The organism is Promicromonospora kroppenstedtii DSM 19349 (genome assembly GCF_000515355.1).
GTDB lineage: Bacteria > Actinomycetota > Actinomycetes > Actinomycetales > Cellulomonadaceae > Promicromonospora > Promicromonospora kroppenstedtii.
The window spans coordinates 162,274-169,082 of record NZ_KI911686.1 but is presented as its reverse complement, the minus strand read 5'-3'; the positions used below and the strand labels follow the sequence as shown (position 1 = coordinate 169,082).

Annotated in this window: 6 protein-coding genes and 1 pseudogene; 2 read left to right on the top strand and 5 right to left on the bottom strand. The window is 70.9% G+C overall.

All coding sequences use genetic code 11. The annotated features are described in order from the left end of the window. Positions 1–225: pseudogene (locus tag PROKR_RS35095) on the top strand (acetoin utilization protein AcuC); the annotation flags it as partial. A gap of 155 nt (positions 226–380) precedes the next feature. After that, entirely contained in the window at positions 381–1,682 is a 1,302-nt protein-coding gene (locus PROKR_RS15385; RefSeq protein ID WP_036964499.1) for a phytase, read from the top strand. A gap of 56 nt (positions 1,683–1,738) precedes the next feature. Here the strand turns inward: PROKR_RS15385 and PROKR_RS15380 are convergent, their stop codons facing one another. From PROKR_RS15380 to mmsA, 5 genes are all read right to left on the bottom strand, one after another. After that, positions 1,739–2,464, bottom strand: coding sequence for an ABC transporter permease (locus tag PROKR_RS15380; RefSeq protein WP_036964498.1), 726 nt, complete (start codon positions 2,462–2,464; stop codon positions 1,739–1,741). After that, positions 2,461–3,237 (bottom strand): ABC transporter ATP-binding protein, encoded by a 777-nt coding sequence (locus PROKR_RS15375; RefSeq protein WP_036964497.1) that lies wholly within the window; start codon positions 3,235–3,237, stop codon positions 2,461–2,463. Before PROKR_RS15375 ends, PROKR_RS15380 begins: the two co-directional genes overlap by 4 nt. A gap of 26 nt (positions 3,238–3,263) precedes the next feature. Next, positions 3,264–3,890 carry a TetR/AcrR family transcriptional regulator gene (locus tag PROKR_RS15370; protein WP_036964495.1) on the bottom strand — a complete coding sequence of 209 codons (627 nt, stop codon included), beginning with the start codon at positions 3,888–3,890 and terminating at the stop codon, positions 3,264–3,266. Between the two features lie 142 nt (positions 3,891–4,032). After that, on the bottom strand, positions 4,033–5,214 hold the full coding sequence (gene mmsB / locus PROKR_RS15365) for a multiple monosaccharide ABC transporter permease (RefSeq protein ID WP_036964494.1): 1,182 nt from the start codon (positions 5,212–5,214) through the stop codon (positions 4,033–4,035). After that, on the bottom strand, positions 5,211–6,791 hold the full coding sequence (mmsA, locus tag PROKR_RS15360; RefSeq protein WP_036964493.1) for a multiple monosaccharide ABC transporter ATP-binding protein: 1,581 nt from the start codon (positions 6,789–6,791) through the stop codon (positions 5,211–5,213). The genes mmsB and mmsA overlap by 4 nt, the downstream gene beginning before the upstream one ends. Positions 6,792–6,809: the final 18 nt, after the last annotated feature.

Sequence of the window (6,809 nt, the reverse complement as noted above, 5' to 3'; positions counted from 1 at the left end):
GAGGCCGCGCACGAGCCCCTGGAGCGCGGGGCCGCGCTTCCCGCCGCGTGGTGCGAGGCGGTGGAGGCCCTGGACCTGGAGGCCGCGCACACGCTCGGTACGGCCGAGGTGCCGTTCCGGAGCTGGCGCGACGGCTACGACCCAGCCGACCCGGTGGACCGCGCGACCCAGGCCACCCGCCGCGCGGTCTTCCCCCTCTGGGGCCTGGACCCCCTGCTGGACTGACGCGGCGCGGCCGTGGACCCGGATGATCGGTAGAACGTCAGGTGGTCGGCATCCCGAGCTGCCGACCACCTGACGTTCTACCGATCACCTGGCGTACCGCCGATCACCGGCCGCCGTACACGCTGCGTTCACTCCCGTTCGGGATCGTTCCGGACATGCGACGTCGCCTCGCCGGCCTGTCGGCCGCCCTGCTGCTCCTGCCGCTCCTCGCACCCGCCGCGGCGTCTGCCGGCGCCGGGCACGGGGACCACCGGACCGCCACCGTCACCACCTCGGTCGAGACTCCCCCGCTGTACGACGACGAGGCCGGCGGCAACGCGTCGGGCGACGACCCCGCGATCTGGGTGCACCCGGACGACTCGGACCGTTCGCTCGTGGTCGCGACGGCCAAGGAAGGCGGGCTGCGCGTCTACTCCGTGGCCGCGACCGAGCTGCAGTCGGTCGCGGCCACGCCGGCCCCGCGCGCGGACGGCGTACCCGGCAGGTTCAACAACGTGGACATCGCCTACGGCCTGCGCGTCGACGGCCGGGCGACGGACGTCGCCGTCGTCTCGGACCGGTACAACGACCAGATCCGCTTCTTCGCGATCGACCCCGCGGGGGCGGACGCCGTGGCGCCGCTCACCGAGGTCACCGCGCCCGAGCTGGAGTTCTTGTTCAGCCCCGACCGGGCGACCGTCGCCGAGGACCACACGGCCTACGGCCTGGCCGTCTACCAGCCGCGGCGTGGCGCGGCGTACGCCGTGGTGACCCAGGAGGGCAGCACCACCATCGCCACGGCTCGCCTCACGACCGGCCCGGACGGCGTCGGCTACACCGACGTCGAGCACCTGTCGATGCCCGGCGAGTTCACCCTGCCCGACGGCACCACCTGGGTGCCGTGCGAGGAGCCGGGCGTCGAGCCGCAGCTCGAGGGGGTCGCGGTCGACCGGCGCACCGGCACCCTGTACGCGACGCAGGAGGACGTCGGCCTGTGGCGCGTGCCGCTGCCGCTCGGCTCGGGCGCGCCGCGCCTCCTCGACAAGGTCCGGGACTTCGGCGTGCACGACGCCTACGACCCCGAGACCGAGGAGTGCGCCCCGGTGGACCCGGCGGCGCCGTCGTACGGCGGGACGAACCTGACCGCCGACGCCGAGGGCGTCGACATCTGGTACGGCCCGGGCCGCACGGGCTACGTGATCGTCTCCAGCCAGGGTGACGACACCTACGGCGTCTACGCCCTGACCGGCCGCAACCGCGCGCTCGGCGCCTTCCGCGTGGCGGGCGACGGCGTGGACGACGTCAACGGCTCGGACGGACTGGCGGTCTCCAACGCACCCGTGGGCGAGTACGGGTCCGGGCTCCTGGTGACGCACGACGAGCCCGAGACCGGCCCCGACGTCGACCCGGACCGGGACGCCACGGGCTTCTCGTACGTGCACTGGGGAGACGTGGCGGAGGCCCTCCACCTGCGGTGAGCACGTGTCAGACGTGCAGGTCACGCCGGTGACCTGTACGTCTGACAGGCGGTGGGTCAGGCCGTGCGGCGGCGGAGCGTGGCGACCCCCAGCACCACCGCGCCCACGATGAACAGCCCGATCACACCGACCGCGCCGCGGACGTCGGCCCATTCGTCCCCCGCGGCGAGCGACGTCATCGCCTCGATGGCATAGGTGAGCGGGAAGATCCGGGACAGCCACTCCAGGACCTCGGGCATCTGGTCGCGCGGCATGAGGAGGCCGCAGGTGATGAGCTGCGGAAAGATGATCGCGGGCATCATCTGGACCGCCTGGAACTCGCTGCGAGCGAGCGCCGACGCGGCCAGGCCGAGGGTGCAGCCGAGGATCGCGTCCAGCAGCGCCACCACGACGACGAGCCAGAGCGGACCCGCCACGTCCATCCCCACGAGGAGCGCGAACCCGACCACCACGAACGCCTGCACCAGCGCGAGCGTCGCGAAGGCCAGGCCGTAGCCCGCCACGAAGTCGCCCTTGCGGATCGGCGTCGTCATGAGGCGCTCCAGCGTGCCGGACTGCCGCTCGCGCAGCGTCGCCACGCTCGTGACCAGGAACATCACGATGAGCGGGAACAGGCCCACCAGCATCGGGCCGAACTGGTCGACCACCTGGGGCTGGTCGTGGAACATCCAGGCGATCAGGCCGATGAGCAGGCACGGCAGCAGCATGATGAGGGCCACGGTGCGGTGGTCGCCGCGCAGCTGGGACAGCACGCGGCCGGCGGTGGCGAGGGTCAGGGTCATCGTGCGGTCTCCTCGTGCGTGTCGGCCGGGCCGGCGTCGGCGGTGGCGGAGCCGGCGTCCGCGGCGTCGATCAGGGCGAGGAACGCCCGCTCGGCGTCCGGCGCACCGGTGCTGGTCAGCAGCTCGTCCGGCGTGGTGTCCGCGACCAGGCCGCCCGCGCGCATCAGGAGCAGCCGGTCGCACTGCGTGGCCTCGTCCATGACGTGGCTGGAGACCAGGAGCGTGCGCCCCTCGGCCGACAGCCGCCGGAACACGGCCCACAGGTCGCGCCGCAGCACCGGGTCGAGGCCGACCGTCGGCTCGTCCAGGACGAGCAGCTCGGGGTCGCCCACCAGGGCGGCGGCCAGAGAGACGCGGGACCGCTCACCACCGGAAAGAGTGCCCACGCGCTGCTTCTCGTGCCCGCCGAGGTCGACGACTGCAACGGCGTCCGCCACGGCCTTCCCGGGGGACGGGACGCCGGCCAGCGCGGCGAAGTACCTGAGGTTCTGCACCACGGTGAGGTCGGTGTAGACGCTGGCGTCCTGCGTCATGTAGCCGACCCGGTGGCGCAGGGCGGGGCTGCCCGCGACGTCGTCGAGCACCTCCACCGTGCCCGTGACCTTGTCCTGGACCCCCACGACGGCGCGCATGAGCGTGGTCTTGCCCGAGCCGGACGGCCCCAGCAGCCCCACCACGGACCCCGCGGGCACGTCCAGCCGGAGCCCGTCGATGACGGTCCTGTCGCCGCGGACGACCCGCAGGTCCCGGATGACGACCGCGTTTTTCCTCATGTGAGGAATTATGCTCCCGGCGCGGGCTACGGCGCAAGACCTCCGGCGGCCGGGAGCGCCCCGGTGAGGTAGCGCTGCAGGGTGGGGCCCACGAGCCGTGCGACGTCGGCCGGGGCGAGCGAGGCCAGCGGCTCCACCGGGATCAGGTAGCGGGTGAGCAGCACGCCCGACATCTGCGACGCGACGAGCGCGGTACGCAGCGCGGCGTCGGGCAGGTCGAGGGCGCGCATCACGGGCGCCAGGATGGCCGCGCCGATGAACTGCGGCAGCAGGCCGCGCAGCTCGGCGTCGGACATGACGGCGGGGATGACCACGCGGACGGTGTCGCCGCCGTCGAAGTCCCAGATGCCGACCACGGCCGCGGCGAGGCGCTCCCCCAGCGACTCGACCGGGCCGGCGGCGACCTGCTCCACGACCTTGTCGGGCTCGATCCCCGCGACCCCGAGCGTCGCCGTCAGCAGGCGCGCCTTGTCGGGGAACCAGTGCCGCACAGTGCCGGGGTCCACGCCCGCACGGCGCGCGACGGACCGGAGCGACGACGCCTCGTACCCGCGCTCGACGAACTCGTCCCGGGCGGCGGCAAGGATCTCGGCGCGGGCGTCCTGCCCGGCGGGACGGCGGCCGCGGCGGGACACGGGTGCGGACGGAACCATCCGCTCATTCTCGCCCACCCTCGGCGAGCGCGAGACAGAACCCTGGCGAGACAAGACTCTGGCGAGACGGAACGGCAGGCTCGCCGCGGTTCCGTCTCGCCAGAGTCTTGTCTCGCCGGAGCTCTACACCGGCGGGACGGCGTCAGCGGGTGGCCGACGCCCGCTTCTTGTTCCAGACGTCGAACGCGACGGCCAGCAGCAGCACGATGCCCTTGACGATCTGCTGCGTCGACTGGTCGACGCCCATGAGCGACATGCCGTTCGAGATCACCGCCATGATCAGGCCACCGACCATCGCGCCGGTCACGGTGCCGATACCGCCGGTCACGGCGGCGCCACCGATGAAGCACGCCGCGATGGCATCGAGCTCGAACATGTTGCCCGCGGCCGGCTGGGCGGCGCTCGACCGGGCCGAGAACACGATGCCCGCGATCGAGGCCAGGAAGCCCATGTTCACGAACATCCAGAAGTTCACGCGCTTGACCCGGACACCCGAGAGCTGCGCCGCGGCGAGGTTGCCACCGATGGCGTAGACGTGGCGGCCGAACACGCTGTGCTTGGTGACCAGCGTGTAGGCGATGACCAGCACGGCCAGGATGATCAGCACCGCGGGCAGGCCGCGGTAGGTGGCGAGGTTCCACGCGAACCACATCACGACGGCGGCGACCACGACGATCTTCAGCACGAACAGGGCCGGCGCCTCGACGGTCTGGTTGTAGGCGATGCGGGCCCGGCGGTTGCGCCAGGAGTTGTACGCGAAGCCCAGCACGCCGACCGCGAAGATGACGAGCGTGAAGGTGTCGTAGCCGTAGCCGCCGAGCAGGCCGTTGAGGAAGCCCGAGGCGATGGAGGTGTACTCCGCCGGGAACGGCGAGAGCGAGACGTTGTTCAGCACCTCGAGCGTGAGGCCACGGAACAGGAGCATGCCTGCCAGCGTCACGATGAACGCTGGGATGCCGACATAGGCGACCCAGAATCCTTGCCAGGCGCCGACCAGCAACCCGGTGCCGAGGGCGGCGAGCACGCCGACCCACCAGGGCATCCCGTTGCGGACCACCAGCACGGCGGCGACGGCGCCGGTGAGCGCGACCACCGACCCGACCGACAGGTCGATGTGCCCGCCGATGATGATGATGACCATGCCGATGGCGAGGATCAGGATGTACGAGAACTGCAGCACGAGGCTCGTCAGGTTGCGCGAGCTCAGCAGCAGTCCGTCGGTGAGCACGGAGAACAGCACGACGATCGCCACGAACGCGATGTAGATGCCGCTGGTACGGATGTTCCGGGTGAACAGGTCCCGGATGTTGGCGATGCCGGTCATGCCTTCGTCTCCTGCGTCTCGCGCGTGGTCTCCTGCGTCATGAGGGCCATGAGTCCTTCCTGGGTGGCGGAGGGCACGTCGACCTCGCCGGTGATGCGCCCGAAGGCCAGGGTGTAGATGCGGTCGCAGATGCCGAGGAGCTCGGGGAGCTCCGAGGAGATGACCAGCACGGCCTTCCCTGCCGCGACCAGCTCGTTGATGATGGTGTAGATCTCGTACTTGGCGCCGACGTCGATGCCGCGCGTGGGCTCGTCGAGGATCAGCACCTCAGGGGCGGTGTACAGCCACTTGGACAGCACCACCTTCTGCTGGTTGCCGCCCGAGAGCTTGCCGACCTCCACCAGCACGTTGGGGGTGCGGATGTTCATGGACGCGCGGTACTCCTCCGCGACCTTGAGCTCCTCGTTCTCGTCCACGAAGCCGTTCTTCGACAGCTTGCCGAGGCCCGCCGCGGAGATGTTGCGCCGGATGTCCTCGATGAGGTTGAGCCCGTACTGCTTGCGGTCCTCGGACACGTAGGCGATGCCGGCCCGGATCGCGTCCGGCACGTTGTGCACGTCGACCGGCTTGCCGTGGATATAGGCCTGACCGGTGATGTCCCGGCCGTAGGAGCGGCCGAACAGCGACATCGCGAGCTCGGTGCGCCCGGCGCCCATGAGGCCGGCGATGCCGACCACCTCGCCGGCGCGGACGTTCAGGTGAGCCTTGTCGACGACGACGCGCCCGGTCTGGGTCGGGTGGTACACCGTCCAGTCCTCGATGCGCAGCACCTCCTCGCCCGGATGCGACACGCGGTCGGGGTACCGGTTGTCGAGGTCGCGGCCCACCATGCCGCGGATGATGCGGTCCTGGATCGCGTCGGACGAGGCACCCGCCGTGGCCATGTCGAAGGTCTCGATCGACCGGCCGTCCCGGATGATGGTGGTGCGGTCGGCGATCTCGGCGATCTCGGCCAGCTTGTGGGAGATCATGATCGACGTGATGCCCTGCTCCTTGAACTGCCGGAGCAGGCCGAGCAGGTGCTCGGAGTCGTTGTCGTTCAGCGCCGCCGTCGGCTCGTCGAGGATGAGCAGGCGCACGTCCTTGGAGATCGCCTTGGCGATCTCGACGAGCTGCTGCTTGCCCACGCCGAGTGCGGAGATGGGCGTCGTCGGCGACTCGCTCAGGCCCACCCGCTCGAGCAGGGCGGCGGCCTCGGCGTTGGTCCTGTTCCAGTCGATGGCGCCGCCGGCCCGGGTGCGTTCGTTCCCGAGGAAGATGTTCTCGGCGATGGACAGGTACGGAACGAGGGCGAGCTCCTGGTGGATGATCACCACGCCTCGTGCCTCGGAGTCATTGATCGTGCCGAACTCGGCGGTCTCGCCGTCGAGCACGATGTCACCCTCGTAGCTGCCGTGCGGGTAGACGCCCGACAGCACCTTCATGAGGGTGGACTTGCCCGCCCCGTTCTCGCCGCAGATCGCGTGGATCTCGCCCCGGCGGACGGTGAGGTTGACGTCCTGGAGCGCCTTGACCCCAGGGAATGTCTTGGTGATGCCGCGCATCTCGAGGATGTCGGTCGGCGCCGAATCGGCCATGCCAGTCCTTGTCGCGTG

What these genes read in the sequence shown, in the direction of transcription:
- PROKR_RS15385 (WP_036964499.1), top strand. Translation starts at nt 381, where the DNA reads ATGCGACGTCGCCTCGCCGGCCTGTCGGCCGCCCTGCTGCTCCTGCCG.
- PROKR_RS15380 (WP_036964498.1), bottom strand. Translation starts at nt 2,464, where the DNA reads ATGACCCTGACCCTCGCCACCGCCGGCCGCGTGCTGTCCCAGCTGCGC.
- PROKR_RS15375 (WP_036964497.1), bottom strand. Translation starts at nt 3,237, where the DNA reads ATGAGGAAAAACGCGGTCGTCATCCGGGACCTGCGGGTCGTCCGCGGC.
- PROKR_RS15370 (WP_036964495.1), bottom strand. Translation starts at nt 3,890, where the DNA reads ATGGTTCCGTCCGCACCCGTGTCCCGCCGCGGCCGCCGTCCCGCCGGG.
- mmsB (WP_036964494.1), bottom strand. Translation starts at nt 5,214, where the DNA reads ATGACCGGCATCGCCAACATCCGGGACCTGTTCACCCGGAACATCCGT.
- mmsA (WP_036964493.1), bottom strand. Translation starts at nt 6,791, where the DNA reads ATGGCCGATTCGGCGCCGACCGACATCCTCGAGATGCGCGGCATCACC.